The organism is Barnesiella sp. WM24 (assembly GCF_004570975.1).
In the GTDB taxonomy this organism is placed as follows: domain Bacteria; phylum Bacteroidota; class Bacteroidia; order Bacteroidales; family Muribaculaceae; genus Muribaculum.
Genome location: NZ_SPPC01000014.1, coordinates 18077 through 36086 on the forward strand (window position 1 = coordinate 18077; position 18010 = coordinate 36086).

The following is an 18010-nucleotide window of genomic DNA, read 5'->3' on the forward strand; positions in this document are numbered from 1 at the left end:
ATCGTAAGGCATTATAAAAAAACGTGAAAAAGTCAGCACTGATAATCCTGCTTGTATTTTCGGTGGTCGCTGTGTCGTGCAGCCCGCGGAAAAACACAGCCATGTCCCGCAATTATCAGGCATTTATCACCCGCTACAACATCTACTACAATGGTGATGAGCATTATAAAGAAACGATGAAATCGCTTGAGCGGGGATATGAGGACGACTATTCACGACTGCTGTTCATTCACCCCGTCGACGCCCGCAAAGACCCTGACGCGCCACAGCCGTCGGGCGACTTCACCCGCTCTATCGAAAAAGCCCAAAAGGCAATCCAGCTGAGATCAATAAAAAAGAAGCCGGCAAAAAAGCCCGGAAAATCATCGGACCCGGAGTATAAGGCATGGATGAAGCGCGATGAATACAACCCGTTTATCCACAACTCATGGATGCAGATGGGAAGGGCACAGTATAACAACGGCGACTTCCTTGGCGCCGCCTCCACATTTTATTATATCGTCAAGCATTTCACCTGGCTGCCAAACACCGTCACGGAGGCTAAACTATGGCAGGCGCGTTCCTATCTTGCCATGGGCTGGGACTACGAGGCAGAAAACATAATCACAAAAATTCCGGAAAAGGCGCTTGTCAACGGTGACCTGAGAGGACTGTACAACATGGTGACGGCAATGATGCATCTGCAATCCCATGACCCCTTGAAGGCGATACCCTATGTCGAAAACACGATACGCCACTCTTCCGGCATACAGAAATCAAGGTTGTATTTTCTGCTCGGACAGCTCCAGTCGCGCGCAGGCAACAAAAACGCCGCTTACGAGGCATATAAGAAGTCGGCAAGCTCGCAGGTGTCATATCGCGCGCAACTCAACGCACGCATAAAACAGAGCGAGGTATATTCAGGAAGCAACGTGGAACCGGAAGTAAAGGCACTGCGGCGCATGACCCGCTATGACCGCAACCAGCCATATCTCGACCAGATATACTATGCCATAGGAAATCTTTACCTCTCACGCGGCGACACGGTGAAAGCCATCGACAACTATAAACTCGCCGCCGAGAAATCAACGCGCAACGGCATCGACAAGGCGATAAGCCAGCTGCAACTCGGCTCGCTTTACTTTGACCGTCACCGCTATGACCTCGCACAGCCGTGCTATGCCGAGGCTGTCCCGCTGCTTCCCGAAAGCTATCCCGGCATCGACTCACTCCGCAAGCGCAGCGACGTGCTTGACCAGCTTGCCCTGTACTCTCAGAATGTCACCCTCAACGACTCCCTGCTGCGACTCTCGGAAATGCCCGAAGAGCAGCAGCTTGCCGTAGTCAATAAAATCATAGACGAGCTGAAGAAGAAGGAGGCTGAAGAAGCCGAGAAGCTTAGACGCGAGGAATACCTTGCCTCTCAGCAGGGAGCCAACAACGTGCAAAACTCGGGAAACGCCGCGTCGGCTCCGACGACATTCACCATGAACAACGATGACTCATGGTACTTCTACAATACTGCCACCCGCAACGCCGGCAAGACCGAGTTCCAGAAGCGCTGGGGCTCACGAAAGCTTGAAGATGACTGGCGACGCCGCAACAAGGCATCATTCAGCTTCAGCGACTTTGAAAACGACGGCTCTGACGACGAGGAAAATGATAATGAAGAAGGCGCGGCTGAAGAAAACAAGCAGGGAGAACAGACAGAAAAGCAGAATGACCCACATTACCCGGAGTATTACCTGCGCCAGATTCCGTCCACGCCCGAAGAGAAGCTTACGGCAAACGATGTGATACAAGAGGGCATGTATAACATGGGACTCATACTCAAGGACCAGCTGGAAGCCTATGGCGACGCGTCAGATGAATGGAACGACCTGCTGAAGCGTTATCCCGACAATATCTACCGCATGGACGTGTACTACAACATGTATCTCATGTACATGCGTTCCGGCAACAGGAAGCTTGCCGAACATTACAGGGCCCTGATGCTTGAGCACTTCCCTGATTCAAAATACGGGCAGGCAATGCGTGACCCCGACTATCTTGACAAGCTGCGCGACATGGAAGCCGCCCAGGAGCGCATGTATGAACGTGCCTATGAAGCATATCTTGACAACCGCAACAGCGAAGTACACGCCGCCTACCGCGAGATGATGAAAAAGTATCCGTTGAGCAAGATAATGCCCAAATTCATGTTTATCGACGCTCTCAGCTATGTCTCGGAAAACAATCAGGAAAGTTTCCGCTCCACCTTGAAAGAGCTTTTGGAGCGTTATCCCGAGACCGACATAACACTGATAGCCTCATCCTACCTTCGCGGGCTCGCGCAGGGGAAAAAGCTCAATAGCGGCGCCACCAACATGAGAGGAATGATATGGGACCTGCGACTTGGAAACGACTCCACCTCGCTTGACACCGACTCAATCGTGTTTGACCTCAATCCCGCCGACCCGCAGCTGCTTGTGCTCGTATATCCTACCGACGAAGTGTCAGGCAACCAACTGCTCTTTGACATCGCACGCCACAACTTCGGGTCATTCATAGTAAAAGACTTCGACCTTGAGCCTATGAATTTCGGGCGCCTCGGCTTGCTTCTTGTAAAAGGATTTGCTAACTTTGAGGAGCTTAATCATTACCGTAAAGTCATGGACAGCGATGCAGAGCTTGTGTTGCCCCCACAGGTAAGACCGGTGATGATAAGCGAAAAGAACTTTGAAACCCTACTGCAACACGGAAGCACATTTGAGGATTATTTCCGCTATGTCGACGAGCAGGCGGCAGAGGCGCCGGTAGTCACGGCTCCCGGCGATGTCGAGACCGATGACATGTACTTTGAGGCCATCGCTGGCGACCGCCCCGAAGAGACCGAAGAGACTGAGGAGCCGGTGGAGAGTCAGGAGCCCGATGCCGACATCGCCCCCGTGGAAGATGTCGACAATCAGGAAGCTGCGACATTGACCGAAGACGCGGCTGAGGACGTCCCGGTTGATAATCAACCCGACTCATTGCCTGCTGAAACCGAGGCGGCAACCCCGGCGACGGTCATTGACCCGATGCCGGCTGAAGAGCCTGTCACAACCCCGGCGACGACAGAGCCTCAGGCAACAACCCCGGCGACAATCATCACGGAACCACAACCGGCACCACGGCCCGCACCCAAGCCGGCTGTGACTTATCCGGAATATCCTTCCGGCTCAGAGGGCGATGACGATTTATTAGACTAAACGACCCAGTTATGAACCGGTACAATATATTATGGGCTGATGACGAGATTGACTTGCTGAAGCCCCACATACTGTTTTTAAAAAACAAAGGATATGACGTAACCACCGCCAACAGCGGAAGAGACGCCCTCGATCTCGTAGAGACCGACCGCTTTGACCTCATCATCCTTGACGAGAACATGCCCGGACTCACAGGACTGGAGACGCTTGCCCGGATAAAGCAGATAGCCCCCCTCACTCCGATCATAATGATTACAAAGAGTGAAGAAGAAAACATCATGAACCAGGCTATCGGAAACAAGATTGCCGATTATCTTATCAAGCCCGTCAATCCGAGCCAGATACTTCTATCTATCAAAAAAAATCTTCACTCCGAACGCCTTGTGAGCGAACAGGCGGCAACCGACTACCGTCAGGAGTTCAACAACATATCGTCGCTTATAAATGATTGCCGCACAATCGAAGACTGGTATGACCTTTACGGGAAACTCGTGTTCTGGGAGCTTGAGCTCGCTGCCGCCGACTCAGGCATGGAAGAGCTTCTGCGCATGCAGAAAGATGAAGCCAACTCCGCTTTCAACAAGTTTGTGCGCAAAAATTATGAAAGCTGGGTAACAGGAGGCGAACATCCGCTCATGAGCCAGGAGATATTCAAAAAGCGTGTTTTCCCCCTGCTTGACAATGGTGAAAAGGTATTTTTCATTGTAATCGACAATTTCAGGCTTGACCAGTGGAGGTCGGTAAAACCGTTACTCTCCGACATCTTCACGTTCCAAGAGGAACTATATACATCAATTCTCCCCACCGCCACCCAGTATGCCCGCAACGCCATCTTCTCCGGGCTTATGCCGCTTGACATATCCAAGATGTTTCCCGACCTATGGGTTGACGAAGACGAGGAAGAAGGCAAGAACCTTAACGAATCGCCGCTGATAGCCACACAGTTTGAACGCTTTCGCCGCAAAGTGAAGTTTTCCTATAACAAAATCAACGATTCGGTGACAGGAGAGAAACTGATACGCGAGTTTTCCAATCTGGAGAGCAACGATCTTAATGTACTGGTGATCAACTTTATCGACATGCTATCACATGCCCGCACCGAATCAAAGATGATACGCGAGCTCGCCGCCAACAATGCCGCCTACCGTTCACTGACCGAATCGTGGTTCCGCCACTCGTCGGCGCTTGAACTATTTCGCAAAATAGCGGAAAAGGGCTACAAGATTGTACTCACCACCGACCACGGCACAATCCAGGTCAACAACCCGATAAAAGTAATCGGCGACCGCAACACCAACACAAATCTACGTTATAAGGTAGGCAAAAATCTGAGCTACAATCCACGCCAGGTCTATGAGATAAAGCATCCGGAACGCTATGGACTCCCGGCGCCCAACATCTCGTCAACCTACATTTTCGCGTCAGGACATGACTTCTTCGCTTATCCCAATAATTATAACTACTACGTCCAGTATTACTCCGGCACTTTCCAGCATGGAGGCATCTCTCTTGAAGAGATGATAATACCGCTAATTACATTAACTGCTAAATAAAAACATCAAAAAAACGACATGGCAACCACAAAGATTCTAATCCCCTCTACAGCCGACCTTGAAAAGGCTGCCGGTGAATTTATCGACATAATGGGCGACTACACCGTGTTTGCATTCTACGGAGACATGGGTGTCGGCAAGACCACGTTCATCTCCGCGCTTTCGCGCGCTCTCGGAGTAGAGGACGACCCTACAAGCAGCCCCTCATTTGCCATAATCAACGAATATCGCTCCGACACTACGGCTGAACTCATCTATCACTTTGACCTCTACCGGCTTGAGACCCTTGAAGAAGCCTTTGACATAGGTGTAGAGGATTACTTCGATTCAGGAGCGCTATGCTTTATCGAGTGGCCTGAACGAATAGCCGACATACTCCCCGACGACACCGTGCGCGTCGACATAAAGGAACTTCCCGACGGGTCACGCGAACTGACTGTCACCAAGCCGGAATAATCATGAGCCCGGTCACGGCAACCTATATACTCGCCTTTATATTCATTGCCTGCGGAGCCTTCTCGATCGTTGCGGCAATAGCCGGATGGGAATGGTTTTTCACCAACATGAATGTAAGGGTGCTCACTTCACGCATGAAGCGCAGCCACGCCCGTTGCCTGTACTTCATGCTCGGGATTGCCATCATAGGCATGGGCTGCTATCTTTTCACGACTGTATAACTCTTATGGAATCTTACAATATCATAAGGCTCAAAGAATGTCGGTCGACCAACAGCTCACTTGCCGAAATCGCCCGCGAGTCGCCTGACGGAACCGTGCTGGTCACCGACTCGCAGACAGCGGGACGTGGACAGCGCGGCAACAGCTGGGAGGCGGAGCCGGGAAAGAACCTTACATTTTCACTGCTCATAAAACCCGAGGCGATAGCCGCCCATGACCAGTTTTACATCTCTGAGGCTGTAGCCCTCGGCATCCGCGACGCCCTTATGAACCATCTGCCTTCACAGGAAGTGACAGTCAAGTGGCCCAACGACATCTATGCCGGTGACAGAAAAATATGCGGCATACTGATAGAAAACAGTCTTTCGGGCAACACAATCGGACATTCCATCGCAGGGATAGGAATCAACGTGAATCAGCAGGAATTTAAAAGCGACGCGCCCAACCCCGTGTCAACCGTCATGCTCACCGGCAAGCATCTGCCTCTTGACCGGCTGCTTCACGAAGTGGTCGACGCCATCTACCTCCGTCTGTCGCAACCTGTAGCGGCACGCCACGCCGATTACATGGACTCGTTGTGGCGCCGCCTTGGCGGAACCTACCGCGACATGTCGACAGGCGAGGAATTTCACGCCGTGATAACCGGAGTCGTCTCTACGGGACACCTGTCGCTGCTTGACACATTTTGCAACCACCGCCTCTACGCCTTCAAGGAGGTGCAGGCGATATTATAGCCGGCTTCCTCAGCATGGCACGACAGCAGTTGCCGCAAGCGACAGAACCTATTGAAAATATGGCAAAAAATTTGTAATTTTGCAACGATAAAAAAGCTACTGACAAGTGACGACAATTGACATAATATTACTGATAGTCATCGGTGCCTCTCTGGTGCTCGGTCTCTACAAGGGAATAATCGCCCAGATAGCCTCCATTGGCGGTGTTTTGCTCGGCATAATAGCCTGCCGCTTCTTTTCTGATGATGCCGGCAGTCTTTACATGTCGTGGATGCCCGACACTTTCAGCAACGAGACATTGGCAAACATTGCCGGAGGAATCACCGTATATCTGGTGGTATATTTCGGCGTAGGCGCATTTGCCTCACTACTCAGAAGAATCACCGACACCCTGATGGCAGGCTGGCTCGACCATCTGCTCGGCGGAGTGTTCAGTGTATTCAAGTGGATGATACTCACGAGCGTGTTTCTCAATCTGTTTTACATGATAGCGCCTCACTGCATTATTTTCCACTCATCGTCGCTCGCCTCAGGCAAGCTGTTTGTCATGGTGATGCAGCTCGCCCCCCGATTATTCGGAATCATCGCCGAGCCGGTAGGCGAGATGATCAATAATATTACTTAACAGCCACAACATTCTACAATAGTGATTGTTATCACTTAACATATATATTTCCCCAATATATCAAATACTGAAAAATGAGTGAAGATAACCAAAATATAAACAAGCCGGGCAATAATGATGACATCATAAAAAATGTCACCGGTGACGATTACAAGTATGGATTTGTCACCGACATCGACACCGATGTCATCCCGAAAGGGCTGAACGAAGATGTAGTAAGGCTTATCTCAAAGAAAAAAAACGAGCCGGAATGGCTGCTTGAGTTCCGACTCGAAGCCTACCGCCACTGGCTTACACTGAAAATGCCGGAGTGGGCACATCTCGACGTCCCCCCGATCGACTACCAGGCGATAAGCTATTACGCCGCACCGCGAAAGAAAGAGGGCCCGAAAAGCCTTGACGAGGTTGATCCCGAGCTGCTTGACACGTTTAACAAACTCGGAATACCGCTGCAGGAGCAAAAGGCTCTTTCAGGAATGGCTGTAGACGCCGTGATGGACTCTGTGTCGGTAAAGACCACACATAAGGAGAAACTTGCCGAACTTGGAGTGATATTCTGCTCCTTTTCCGAGGCGGTAAAGGACTATCCCGATCTGGTGAAACGCTATCTCGGCAGCGTGGTAAGCTACCGCGACAACTTCTTTGCGGCGCTTAACTCGGCGGTATTTTCCGACGGCTCATTTGTCTATATCCCCAAGGGAGTGAGGTGTCCGATGGAACTGTCGACCTATTTCCGTATAAACGCAGCCGGAACAGGTCAGTTTGAACGTACACTTATCGTAGCCGATGATGATGCCTACGTAAGTTATCTTGAAGGATGCACCGCTCCTATGCGCGACGAAAACCAGCTTCACGCTGCAATCGTGGAAATCGTGGTTGAAGACCGTGCCGAAGTGAAATATTCGACAGTCCAGAACTGGTATGCCGGCGACAAAGACGGCAACGGAGGTGTATATAACTTTGTCACCAAGCGCGGTCTTTGCCGTGGCGATTACTCCAAACTGTCATGGACCCAGGTTGAGACCGGCTCGGCGATTACATGGAAATATCCGAGCTGCATCCTGCAGGGCGAAGGGTCGGTAGGCGAGTTTTATTCAGTCGCCGTGACCCGCAATTACCAGCAAGCCGACACAGGCACCAAGATGATACATGCAGGTCGCAACACCCGCTCCACTATCGTGAGCAAAGGAATCTCGGCGGGACATAGCCAGAACTCTTACAGAGGGCTCGTAAAGGTATTGCCCAACGCCGACGGATGCCGCAACTACACCCAATGTGACAGCCTTCTTCTCAGTTCAACCTGTGGCGCCCACACATTTCCCTATATCGACGTGCTCAATGACACTGCAGTCGTGGAGCATGAGGCGACCACGTCCAAAATCAGCGAAGACCAGGTGTTTTACTGCAACCAGCGAGGCATACCCACAGAGGAGGCAATCGGGCTTATCGTCAACGGCTATGCCAAAGAGGTGATGAACAAGCTGCCGATGGAATTTGCTGTCGAGGCACAGCGCCTGCTCCAAGTGACCCTCGAAGGGTCGGTAGGCTAATGCGGGAGGGCTGCCTACATTCATTCAACAATAGATAAAAACATAACCGAAATGGATAAAAACATATTACTTGACATTCACGACCTGCACGCATCGGTCGACGGCAAAGAGATATTGAAAGGCATCAACCTGAGAGTGAACGAGGGCGAGGTTCACGCCATAATGGGACCCAACGGCTCGGGAAAGTCCACCCTTTCGATGGTGCTTGCAGGCGCTCCCGGATACTCGGTTACCGCGGGGAGCGTTGATTTCCACGGAAAGCAACTGCTTGAACTTTCGCCCGAGGACCGCAGTCATGAGGGACTGTTTCTTTCATTCCAGTATCCGGTCGAGATACCGGGAGTGTCAATGGTCAATTTCATGCGTGCCGCAGTCAACGAGAAGCGCAAGTATTTCAACGAGCCGCAGCTGTCGGCAAGCGACTTCCTCAAGCTGATGCGCCAGAAACGCGCCATCGTTGAGCTTGACAACAAACTCGCATCGCGCTCGGTAAATGAAGGATTTTCCGGCGGTGAGAAAAAACGCAATGAAATATTTCAGATGGCGGTGCTTGAACCGCGCCTGTCAATCCTTGACGAGACCGACTCAGGTCTTGACATCGATGCCCTTCGCATAGTGGCGGGAGGCGTCAACAAGCTCAAGACCGACCGCAACGCGACCATCGTGATAACCCACTACCAGCGATTGCTTGACTACATCAAGCCCGATTTCGTACACGTATTGTACAAAGGCCGCATCGTCAAGACTGCGGGTCCGGAACTGGCGCTTGAACTTGAAGAAAAAGGCTACGACTGGCTAAAGCAAAACGAAAATCAGGATTGACCATGGGCAGTCTTTCACAATACACCGATATCTACCGTGACCACCGCGAGGCTCTTGACGGCCACTCGGATCCGGTGATAAACGCCATGCGTGCCGAGGCTTACGAGGCACTGAAAGGGAAAGAGCTTCCCGACAGGCACACAGAGGGCTACGAAAAGACCTCGATAGAAGAAATGATGGCTCCCGACTTCGGGCTAAACATCAACCGCGTAAATATTCCGGTTGACGTAGCGGCTTCGTTTCACTGCGGGGTGCCCAACATGAGTACTCTGCTCGGAATCGTGGTCAACGATTCATTTCATCCCGTAGGCACAATGCTGTCGCGGCTGCCTGACGGGGTGATTTATGGCTCGCTTGCAAAAGCGGCTGCAGAACATCCTGAACTCGTGGGCAGATATTACGGAAAAGTCGCAAGCCTTGACTCCGCGACCACGGCGCTCAACACAATGCTCGTCCAGGACGGCGTATTCATATATGTGCCCAAGAGCGTCGCGCTTGAAAAGCCGTTGCAGCTTGTAAACATATTCAGCTCCCCCACTCCGCTCATGGCAATACGCAGGGTGCTTATTGTCATGGAAGAAGGAGCTTCGGCACAACTGCTCGTGTGTGACCACACACAGGACTGCGCTCAGAAATATCTGTCATCGCAGATAGTGGAGATTGCACTCAACGCCAACTCGCGTCTCGACTACTACGACCTTGAGGAATCAGGCGAAGGCACAGCGCGATGCTCGTCAATATATGCCCGTCAGGAATCGGGCTCGTCGCTGCTCATCAACGGCATGACACTCAGCTGCGGCAACACCCGCAATGACTACGCAATCGAGATTGCCGGCGACGGCTGCGACACCTTGCTCGCAGGAATGGCCATAGCCTCCGGACATCAGCACATCGACAATAACTCTTCGGTAAATCACCGTGGCTCCCACTGTCACAGCCGCCAGCTGTTCAAATATGTGCTTGACGACGATGCTTCCGGTGCGTTTGAAGGTGGAATCGTGGTCAACGAAGGCGCGGTAATGACCGAAGCCTATCAGAGCGACCGCAATCTGCTCGCCTCGACCGGAGCGAAGATGCACACCAAACCGCAGCTGCTCATATACTGCGACGACGTGAAGTGCAGCCACGGAGCGACAACCGGTCAGCTCGACCAGGAAGCGCTGTTTTACATGCGCTCCCGCGGAATCGGAGAGAAGATGGCACGCACGATGCTTATGCAGGCATTCATGTCGGAGGTTATCGACACAGTAAGGATGGAGGGATTGCGCGAGCGTCTCCACATGCTTGTCGAAAAACGCTTTCACGGTCAGCAGTCATTCTGCGGTGACTGCGCCTCAGGATGTGCATCGGTAAAAAAACAGTAGATTATGGACAATTATGACGTAAACCGGTTACGTTCCGACTTCCCCGGTCTTGACCGGAAAATATATAACCGGCAGCTCGTATATCTTGACAACACCGCGACGTCGCAGACCCCGCGACAGGTCGTGGAAAGCATCGAGCATATATATTATAACTCAAAAGCCAATGTACACCGCGGCGTCCACACCCTCTCCCAGGAGATGACCGCCTTGCAGGAGGCGGCACGCGAAAGAGTGAGAGGATGGATAAACGCCGCTTCCACCGACGAGATAATCTTCACCCGCGGCACCACAGAGGCGATAAACCTCGTGGCATCGTCATACGGCAGTTTTTTTCATGACGGCGACGAGATAATAGTCAGCGTCATGGAGCATCACGCCAATATCGTGCCATGGCAGCTCCTGCAAAGCAGAGTGAACGTGAAGCTCCGCGTAATCCCTATGGACGACAGGGGGGTGCTGGATCTTGACGCTTACGCCAAGCTTTTCAACAGCCACACCGCTATGGTGGCGATAGCGCATGTGAGCAATGTTCTCGGCACAGTCAATCCTGTCGACGAGATTATCAGGATTGCTCATGACAATGGCGTGCCGGTGCTTGTCGATGGAGCGCAGGCTGTAGCCCACCAACGTGTCGACGTGACCGCACTTGACTGCGATTTTTACACATTCTCTTCCCATAAGATGTATGGACCGTCGGGGATAGGAGTGCTTTATGGCAAACGCGACCTTCTGGAAAAGATGCCTCCCTATCAGGGCGGCGGCGAAATGATAGGCAATGTAAGTTTTGAACACACCACTTTTGCCGAGCTTCCCTATAAATTTGAAGCGGGAACCCCCGACTTTGTGGACATCGCCGCGCTTAAAAGCGCAATCGACTATCTTGAACCGATAGGCATGGAAGCGATAGCGGCTCATGAGCATAAGCTTCTTGAATACACCTCTCAAAAGATGATGGAAATTCCCGGAATGAGGATATTCGGAACCGCGCCGGGCAAGGACGCAATCATATCATTTCTCATCGGCGACGCCCATCACTACGACACAGGAATGTTGCTCGACAAACTCGGCATAGCTGTACGCACAGGTCATCACTGCGCCGAACCGCTCATGCACCGCCTCGGAATCGAGGGCACTGTAAGAGCCTCTTTCGGACTATACAACACGATTGAAGAGTGTGACATCTTTATCGCAGCACTTAAACGAGTGGCGATGATGCTCGGTTGACATCCCGATGGGTATTCCCCATGAGCATGCCACACGACTTCACCGCAAATGCAACACATTAACGGAATCACCTTACCTGTATTTATATAAAAAGGGGGATGCGCCTGAACGCATCCCCTGATTTTTTATTGAGATAACTAAATAAGCATTACTTAACAAGCACCTTGCTTACCTTGTTGCCCTGACGAACAACGTAGATACCATTGGCGGGGTTAGCCACCTTTACACCCTGAAGATTGTAATACTCAACAGGAGCATTTTCATCAACAGCAACATTGTCGATACCTACTGTACCGGTTGCAGGTACAAGATCAATTTGAGTAACAGTGATATTCTCACCTACAAACATCAAGCTCTGATTTGCTGTTGCATCAGTAAGTTCCTTTACATCGTCTTCGCCAAGTTCAATTGAAAATACGCCGGAAGCCTCAGACAGATTTACAGTTCCATACTCTTCCTGAAAACCTTCTGAAAGTGCAAATCCCGGAAGTATTTCCTGACTCCAGTTAGCCAACAACAATTGAACCTTCAGGTTGCAATACTTCTCGGCTGCAGCATCACCGGTATTTACATAAGAAACATTAAGCTTGTCACCTTCCTTAACTTTAGCGGCAACAAAAGTTGAAACGGGTACCTTAATCGCATGATCCCACCAGTCAAGAGCCTGATCTCCACTCCATAATTCTTTAACAGCATCGGGATCTACAACTTCCGCATTTTGAAGATAAGCGCTTTTAAGAGTAACATCTCCCGCCTTTGATGACTGAATATAAATTTGCATTATAGAGTTTTTATATTCTTCATTAAGCGGCGCCACAATTTGAGTAGCTCCAGCTTCTCCCATAGTCGCTTCTGACACTCCTTCAGTAGCGCCTTCAGGCTTATAATTATATTGCACTACAACTTGAATATTAAATTCTACCGGCTCAAATTCAATTACAACTTCATCATAAGCACTGTAATCAACATCACCGAGCCACCAACCGCGACCAGACCAATCAGATTCGTATGTAATTGTCTTTGTGGACGGATTGTAAGTAGAACCCCATCCGGAACCAAGGTCTTCTAATGTAAGGTCAAGAGTTTCAGCATTAGCTGACGACACTGCAAGAGCTGCGACAGCAGCAAAAGAGAGTAAATTTTTAATCATAAATGTTTGATTTAGGTTATTAAATTAGGTTAGTTAATTCTTTTTATGTTAAGGTATCGCAAATATAAGCACAATTAGCGCCTCGCAATTATACTATTTTATCTTATTCTTACACTTTGCCTCCCGTGACTAAAAATCACATGCCAAATCAGGCGTATTTCATCCTGCACCATTTACAATTTCCTTCCTCCTCCCCAACCTTACATCTCGTTGAGGTGCCCTACGGCACTATTTCCCACCAAATCACATTATAATTATATCCTTATATAAACTTTTCTTATCTTTGCATTGTAATAGTCGGGAGGTCAATCATTGAGGGATGACTCTATCGGAGCGACCTGTCGAAATAAAACCTGCAATAGATGAAAAAGATTGTTATATTGCCTGCGGCGCTTGCAATTGCACTAAGCGCACATCCACAGGTCAACTCCCCGGCTCCCGACGGTTACAGGATCCGTGGTGAACTGATGTATCGTGACACAAATTATCAAGGAGCCATAGACCAGCTGACATCGGCTGCCAACTCTCTTTCAACAGGGCTTGCCAAAGAAGAGTCGGATTATATCACCTCGCTAAGTTACCTGCAGTCGGGATTGATTGCCGAGGCGCGAGAGGCTCTTGAAAAGTTTGTAAGCGAATATCCGGCATCGCCCCACCGCCTCAACGCCCGCATGGCAATCGCCGATTGTGATTTTTATGAAGGCAACTACAAGAAGGCGCTTTCGCTCTACCGTGCCATCGACCAAAGCGGGCTCGACCTTGCCTCTCAGGAAAATTATGAATACCGCACCGCATATTGCCGCATGATGCTTGACGACTACGAGAAAGCCCTTCAGGGATTCAGGGCTCTTCAGGATTCAAGCCGTTATGGAGCCGCGTCGCGCTTTTATCAAGGCTACATCTATTACGCCCAAGGAGCTTATGCCGAGGCTAAAAAATATTTTTCAGGAGTAAACACCCGCACCGAGCCGGGCAACCGTGCGCCCTACTATCTTACCCAGATAGCCTATATAGACCGCGACTATGAAAAAGCCGCCGAGCTTGCGAAAACCCACATGAACGACATCCCGGAATATAAGTCGGAGATGCAGCGCATAGCGGGCGAGTCGCTCTACAATCTCGGAAACGAAGAGGCAGCGATGCCATACATAGCCGAGTACACCGGCGATGTCACCAACCCCAAGCCGTCGGCAATGTACATATTAGGAGTAAGCCAATATAAGGACGATGACTATGAGGCGGCAATCTATACGCTGCAGCCCGTAACGAAATGTGACGATGCCATGGGTCAGTCGGCTTATCTCTATATCGGACAGTCTTATCTACAGCTCGGCAACCTGAACGCCGCCCTTCTCGCCCTCGAAAAAGCCTATCGCATGGACTACGACAAGAATGTGCAGGAAACGGCGTTCTACAACTATGCCGTGGCAAAGGCAGAAGGAGGAAAGACACCTTTCGGAAGCTCGGTAACCATGTTTGAGGACTTCCTCAAGCGCTATCCCGACTCACGCTACGCTCCCGAGGTGGAGGAATACCTCGTGACCGGCTACATGACCGACAACAATTACGAAAAAGCGCTCGAGTCAATCCAAAAGATACGTCGCCCGTCGGCAAAGATACTTACCGCAAAACAGCGTGTACTCTACACCCTCGGCACCCGCGACCTCGCCTCGGGGCGCGTAAGCCGGGCGATAACCCGGTTCACAGAGGCTAAATCACTTGCCTCGCAGAGCAAAGCCATCGCAACCGAGTGTGACCTCTGGCTCGGCGACTGTTATTACCGACAAGGCGAATATCAACGAGCCACACGCGCCTACAACGACTACCTGAAAGCATCAAAGGCAAGTGACGCCAACCGTCCGCTCGCCTATTATGACCGCGGGTATGCCCTCTTTGCCGAAAAACGCTACGGAGACGCACGCGCTGACTTTGAACGTGTGGTCAAGACACCCGGCAACCTTGACGAGCAGGTCATCGCCGACACCTACAACCGTCTCGGCGACTGCCATTATTACCAGTCAGACTTCAACTCGGCATCGGCAAACTATGACCGCGCCTACTCTCTCAATCCGGAGGCGGGCGACTACGCCCTGTTCCAGAAAGCCATGATGAAGGGCCTTGTCAAGAATCATCGCGGCAAGATCGAGTCGCTTGACGACATGATGGAGCGTTATCCCTCGTCAGGACTCGTGCCGGCGGCAATGCTTGAAAAAGCGGAGAGCTATGTCTCGCTTAACCGTCCCGGCGATGCGACAGTAGTCTACGAAGCGCTCGTAAAACGCTATCCCACCACCTCCCAGGGCAGAAACGGCTATCTGCAGCTTGCAATCACGCAGCTCGCGCAAGGGAATACAGAAAAAGCCATCCAGTCATATCAGACCGTAATACGCAATTACCCGACAAGCGAGGAGGCGCGCGTTGCCTCCGACGACCTGAAGCGGCTCATGGCCGACGAGGGAAGGCTCAACGAATTCAGCCGGTTCATAGCCTCTGTGCCTAACGCGCCGAAGTTTGAGACATCGGAACTCGACGAACTGACATTCCACGCGGCTGAACGCACCTACCTCAACGACAAGAGCAAGACGACAAGACTCAAAGATTATATCACCCAATATCCCGGAGGCCGTTACGAGACCCAGGCACTCACCTATCTGTCACAATCAGCGCTTGAATCAGGCAATCCCGCCGAGGCATTAAAATATGCCACGATGCTCACCGACCGCTATCCCGACTCGGAAGCTGCGGAAGACGCGCTCGCCATCAAGGGAAGCGTAGAGTATGACCTCGGCAACGGAGAGGCTGCACTCGCCACATTCAAGCGTCTTGAATCGCGGGCGTCGGCATCGCGCAACATTGTCACCGCACGCCTCGGCATATTACGTGTATCGCGCGACATGAACCGTCACTCCGATGTAATCGACATTGCCGACAAACTGTTAAAATCCACAGCCATCGGCACAGCGCAGAAAAACGAAATCATCTACTCCAAGGCTTATGCCCTTTCCCGGTCGGGCAGAGGCGATGAGGCTGTCAAGGAGTGGGAAAAACTCGCTAAAAACACCGATGACCTCTACGGAGCCAAATCAGCCTACTACCTCGGACAGCACTACTTTGACACAGGAGCCACAAAGAAGGCAAAAAGTGCGGTCGAGAAGCTTATCGACTCCAATACGCCTCACAGCTACTGGCTTGCCAGAGGCTACATACTGTTGAGCGACATCTGCAAGAGACAGGGCAGCGACTTCGAGGCTACGGAATATCTCAAAAGCCTCAAGGAAAACTATCCCGGCAATGAGAAAGACATATTCAACATGATTGACGAGCGACTAAAGTAACACCACACTCACGACAATGGCAAAAACAGCATATAACATGGCGGCTTTAATCGCCGCAATCAGCCTATCTCACACGGCAACCGCCGATGACCTCACTAAAGAAATCACGGTGGAGAAAGACATAGTGTTGCAGGAACGCGAAGCACAGAAGCTATTGCTGCTCCCGCAATTCAATCTTCCGGCTATCGAGACTAAAAACCTGAAGTGGACCTACCGCGGCATCGACGCTCCGGTCACCCACGACATCACCCTCCTTCCTCCTGCGGCTTATGAGGCGACGATGGAGAAGTCGCCTTACCGCGGCTATCTTGACGCCGGTTATTTCCCTTTGCTTGAGATAGGCGTATCGGCAGGATACCGCATTGTTGACAAAGAAGCGACTCGCCTCGGAGCATGGCTGCAATATAACGGAAGCAGCTATAAGCGCAATAACCGCGCCGGCGACAAAATCGACATGCGCGACCACACGGCAACAATCGGGATGAACCTGAGCCACAGCATAGATGGAGCCGGAACTCTTGACGCCCACCTATCCTACAGGCTCGCGTCATTTAACTTCCCCATCATACCCGGTGACGGCGTTTCACAGGCATCCAACACCATTCTTGCCGGCATCGGATGGCATGGCGCTGCCGGCAATTTCAGCTACAACGCAGCTGTCGATTACGGATTTTTCAACTTCACGGAAGGTCATGACAGAGGTGTGGGCTCATCATCCTTGAAGCCTCTGACTGAGAATCACGCGAAAATCAATCTTGGGGGAGCCTATGGATTTGACAACCGTAATTTTGTGGGCGCTGACATAAACACAGCTTTTGCCGGCGCATCAAATACAATAACGACAGCCGCGGGCGGCTCTACATTTGTCATCGAGCCGAGAGGCAATTACAGCCACGGATATGTCGCCGTCACGCCATATTACCGTCATGCAGGCACCTCCTACTCTATAAAACTCGGTCTTCAGCTGTATGACACCTGGGGCGGAGACAATGGTTTCAGAATAGCACCCGACCTGCGTGCCGACTGGCGCTCAGGCGACAAATTTGCCATCTACGCGCGTTTTACCGGAGGCAATCCGTCGCTCAACGACCTGTCGTCACTCTTTACAGCCAACCACTACATAAATCCATCGCTTGCCTATGGTGACAGCCACACCCGCTGGAATGTCGACGCCGGATTCATAATCGGTCCCTTTGCCGGAGCAAGTATCGAGGTTCACGGTGGAGGCGGCAAAGTCAACAATCTCCTGATGCCCGCGTTGCTCAACGGTCAGGATTATCTTGCCGGATTTTATCAGCCGGTCGATTTCTCCGACTATCACTATGGCGGAGCGTTCAACTACCGTTACCGCGACCTGTTCGCGATAAGAGTGTCTTATGACGGAGCGCCGCAAGACTATGACAAGGGTAATGCCGCGTGGCTTGACCGCGCAAAGCATGTAGTCGAAGCCAAAGTGACGGTCAATCCCGTCAAAGCCCTCGACCTTGAACTCGGCTACCGGCTCCGCTCCGGACGCTCAGCCTACGAAATCTCGCCAAGCGGACTCGGTGTCGCCCAGTTCAGCGAAAATCTATATACGCGCCGCGTAAAACTCGGTGACGTCAACAATCTGCACTTAGGCGCAGCCTATCAGATAACCCCGGCGTTTACCGTAGGAGTCCGCGTAGAGAACCTCCTTAACGAAAAGTGGGATACATTTTATGGCATACCGTCAAAAGGGGTAAGCGGACTCGCCGGCATCGGATACAAATTCTAATCCAAACACCA

13 protein-coding genes are annotated in these 18010 nt (G+C 51.4%); 12 read left to right on the forward strand and 1 reads right to left on the reverse strand.

The genetic code is table 11. The annotated features are described in order from the left end of the window. Positions 1-23 precede the first annotated feature (23 nt). The 10 genes from E4T81_RS13575 to E4T81_RS13620 all read left to right on the forward strand — a co-directional run bounded on the left by E4T81_RS13575 (position 24) and on the right by E4T81_RS13620 (position 11758). On the forward strand, positions 24-3209 hold the full coding sequence (locus E4T81_RS13575; protein WP_209308207.1) for a tetratricopeptide repeat protein: 3186 nt from the start codon (positions 24-26) through the stop codon (positions 3207-3209). Positions 3210-3220: 11 nt separating this feature from the next. Next, positions 3221-4762, forward strand: a complete 1542-nt coding sequence (locus E4T81_RS13580; protein ID WP_135045509.1) for a bifunctional response regulator/alkaline phosphatase family protein — start codon at positions 3221-3223, stop codon at positions 4760-4762. 18 nt (positions 4763-4780) lie between these two features. After that, positions 4781-5218, forward strand: a complete 438-nt coding sequence (gene tsaE / locus E4T81_RS13585) for a tRNA (adenosine(37)-N6)-threonylcarbamoyltransferase complex ATPase subunit type 1 TsaE (protein WP_135045511.1) — start codon at positions 4781-4783, stop codon at positions 5216-5218. Positions 5219-5220: 2 nt separating this feature from the next. Beyond that, a complete protein-coding gene (locus tag E4T81_RS13590; protein ID WP_135045513.1) occupies positions 5221-5439 on the forward strand; it encodes an immunity 17 family protein in 219 nt (72 codons plus the stop codon). A 5-nt stretch (positions 5440-5444) separates the two neighbouring features. Continuing rightward, a complete protein-coding gene (locus E4T81_RS13595; RefSeq protein ID WP_167761933.1) occupies positions 5445-6173 on the forward strand; it encodes a biotin--[acetyl-CoA-carboxylase] ligase in 729 nt (242 codons plus the stop codon). A gap of 106 nt (positions 6174-6279) precedes the next feature. Next, positions 6280-6798 (forward strand): CvpA family protein, encoded by a 519-nt coding sequence (locus E4T81_RS13600; RefSeq protein WP_135045517.1) that lies wholly within the window; start codon positions 6280-6282, stop codon positions 6796-6798. A 74-nt stretch (positions 6799-6872) separates the two neighbouring features. Continuing rightward, positions 6873-8348, forward strand: a complete 1476-nt coding sequence (gene sufB, locus E4T81_RS13605) for a Fe-S cluster assembly protein SufB (RefSeq protein ID WP_135045519.1) — start codon at positions 6873-6875, stop codon at positions 8346-8348. Positions 8349-8399: 51 nt separating this feature from the next. Then, positions 8400-9170 (forward strand): Fe-S cluster assembly ATPase SufC, encoded by a 771-nt coding sequence (gene sufC / locus E4T81_RS13610; RefSeq protein WP_135045521.1) that lies wholly within the window; start codon positions 8400-8402, stop codon positions 9168-9170. A 2-nt stretch (positions 9171-9172) separates the two neighbouring features. Beyond that, entirely contained in the window at positions 9173-10534 is a 1362-nt protein-coding gene (gene sufD / locus E4T81_RS13615; RefSeq protein WP_135045523.1) for a Fe-S cluster assembly protein SufD, read from the forward strand. Positions 10535-10537: 3 nt separating this feature from the next. Beyond that, positions 10538-11758 carry an aminotransferase class V-fold PLP-dependent enzyme gene (locus tag E4T81_RS13620; RefSeq protein WP_135045525.1) on the forward strand — a complete coding sequence of 407 codons (1221 nt, stop codon included), beginning with the start codon at positions 10538-10540 and terminating at the stop codon, positions 11756-11758. Positions 11759-11906: 148 nt separating this feature from the next. Here E4T81_RS13620 and E4T81_RS13625 read toward each other — a convergent pair whose 3' ends face one another. After that, positions 11907-12908, reverse strand: a complete 1002-nt coding sequence (locus E4T81_RS13625; protein WP_135045527.1) for a hypothetical protein — start codon at positions 12906-12908, stop codon at positions 11907-11909. A gap of 362 nt (positions 12909-13270) precedes the next feature. On the opposite strand from E4T81_RS13625, the gene E4T81_RS13630 reads away from it, so the two are divergent. Together E4T81_RS13630 and E4T81_RS13635 are read left to right on the forward strand one after the other, a co-directional pair. Next, positions 13271-16243, forward strand: coding sequence for a tetratricopeptide repeat protein (locus E4T81_RS13630; RefSeq protein ID WP_135045529.1), 2973 nt, complete (start codon positions 13271-13273; stop codon positions 16241-16243). Between the two features lie 16 nt (positions 16244-16259). Beyond that, the gene (locus E4T81_RS13635; protein ID WP_135045531.1) at positions 16260-17999 is read left to right on the forward strand and encodes a hypothetical protein; all 1740 of its coding nucleotides are present in this window, start codon (positions 16260-16262) and stop codon (positions 17997-17999) included. Positions 18000-18010: the final 11 nt, after the last annotated feature.

Coding starts and splice junctions, on each gene's coding strand:
- E4T81_RS13580 (WP_135045509.1), top strand. CDS start 3,221: ATGAACCGGTACAATATATTATGGGCTGATGACGAGATTGACTTGCTG.
- tsaE (WP_135045511.1), top strand. CDS start 4,781: ATGGCAACCACAAAGATTCTAATCCCCTCTACAGCCGACCTTGAAAAG.
- E4T81_RS13590 (WP_135045513.1), top strand. CDS start 5,221: ATGAGCCCGGTCACGGCAACCTATATACTCGCCTTTATATTCATTGCC.
- E4T81_RS13595 (WP_167761933.1), top strand. CDS start 5,445: ATGGAATCTTACAATATCATAAGGCTCAAAGAATGTCGGTCGACCAAC.
- sufB (WP_135045519.1), top strand. CDS start 6,873: ATGAGTGAAGATAACCAAAATATAAACAAGCCGGGCAATAATGATGAC.
- sufC (WP_135045521.1), top strand. CDS start 8,400: ATGGATAAAAACATATTACTTGACATTCACGACCTGCACGCATCGGTC.
- sufD (WP_135045523.1), top strand. CDS start 9,173: ATGGGCAGTCTTTCACAATACACCGATATCTACCGTGACCACCGCGAG.
- E4T81_RS13620 (WP_135045525.1), top strand. CDS start 10,538: ATGGACAATTATGACGTAAACCGGTTACGTTCCGACTTCCCCGGTCTT.
- E4T81_RS13625 (WP_135045527.1), bottom strand. CDS start 12,908: ATGATTAAAAATTTACTCTCTTTTGCTGCTGTCGCAGCTCTTGCAGTG.
- E4T81_RS13630 (WP_135045529.1), top strand. CDS start 13,271: ATGAAAAAGATTGTTATATTGCCTGCGGCGCTTGCAATTGCACTAAGC.
- E4T81_RS13635 (WP_135045531.1), top strand. CDS start 16,260: ATGGCAAAAACAGCATATAACATGGCGGCTTTAATCGCCGCAATCAGC.